Genomic DNA, 1,278 nt, shown 5'->3' with positions numbered 1-1,278 from the left:
GAGGAAGAAAAGCTGGGGGAACAATCATGAAAAAATGCACAGCGGGAATGTTCTCTAAAATTGTGGTGATCCTGCTTTTCACTGCGTTTTTCCTGCCTATGACGGGCCTGTTCCTGTACCTGGCCGTCTTTGATCCCACTCTGTCCCATGAGGAGCGCCTCCTGTTTGTGGTGGGAGCGATTCTGTTCGGCGGACTGGTTATATTCGCCGCCTATCGTGCGCTTTATATCGGAATCGGCTGGGCGGAGTACAACGCAGAGACGGTGATCTTCCACTGTTCCCGGAGAGAACAGCACCGCTTCCGCTGGGAAGACATTCCGGGAGACAGAGTACAGGCCGAACCCTGGCAGGGCGGGTAGAGGATGTCCAGGAGGNCGGCAACAGCGTCCTCTACATCGGCTTCTATCTCCCGGAACTGAAGATGGCGGACTTGACCAACTGCAATGCCATGTCCTATACCCAGTGGACGTTCCAGGAGAAGACGGCCTGAGCGCCGGAATAATGAATGAGGTGATCGTATGACATTTGAAGAAATGGTTCAGCGTACCAGCCCTTATCTGTTGTGCTGGATCGACCTTGCCATGACGCCAAAGAAGCTCACGGACATCGGCCAATTAAGGCGGATCAAGCGTCTGGCGGATAAGGATTTTCCTGTCCCGCACAGCGAGTACACCAAGCAAAAGCTGGCTCCTATTCAGGACTTCTTGCAGTCCAGAACCGGAGACTGGGCCATGCTGGAAGAAATGACGAATCTCCAGGTGCTGGAGTTCCCCAAGCGCACTCCGCCCGGCGTCATAGATGATTTTTCCTTCCTCCCCAAGCTGAAAAATCTGTATCGTCTGGATTTGCAGTTCACCAGCTTTACGGATTGCTCCCTACTCTCCGGCCTCACCCAGTTGAAGAGTATTGCGCTCCCCGCTCGAAAGAAGCTGATCCACACCGAGGTGCTGGATACTCTGTCCNGNAAGATATNNACAGACGAACCCACTTATCAGGATGACAACTTTCCTCAGTACAAAGTTGTACCTGCACAGGAAGTCTCTGCACCTGTATCCGGCGCTTTTGCCATCCGATACCTGGAGTATGGCCGGAAGAGTTTTGCCAACAGTGAGATTACGCAGGAAGTTCTGGACGAATTATCCAAGCTGATTCAGGCTGGGAAAATTGACTCCCTTCTTCTTTCCCTGGATGAAAATGGAGAGGAAGACTTTTTCACCATGGATATTGAGGAGGGCTGGGCCGCCCCCACGTTTAATATCTGGGATGAAAATGGTGATC

1 protein-coding gene is annotated in these 1,278 nt (G+C 52.4%); it reads left to right on the top strand.

The annotated features are described in order from the left end of the window. Positions 1 to 359, top strand: a 359-nt coding sequence (locus JX325_RS17050) for a hypothetical protein (protein ID WP_204792205.1), incomplete at its 5' end; no start/stop codon positions are given. Between the last annotated feature and the right edge of the window lie 919 nt (positions 360 to 1,278).

It is taken from the genome of Oscillibacter sp. CU971 (assembly GCF_905219725.1).
In the GTDB taxonomy this organism is placed as follows: Bacteria; Bacillota; Clostridia; order Oscillospirales; family Oscillospiraceae; genus Oscillibacter.
The sequence above is the reverse complement of the archived record's forward strand: the minus strand, read 5'-3'. Positions and strand labels throughout refer to the sequence as shown.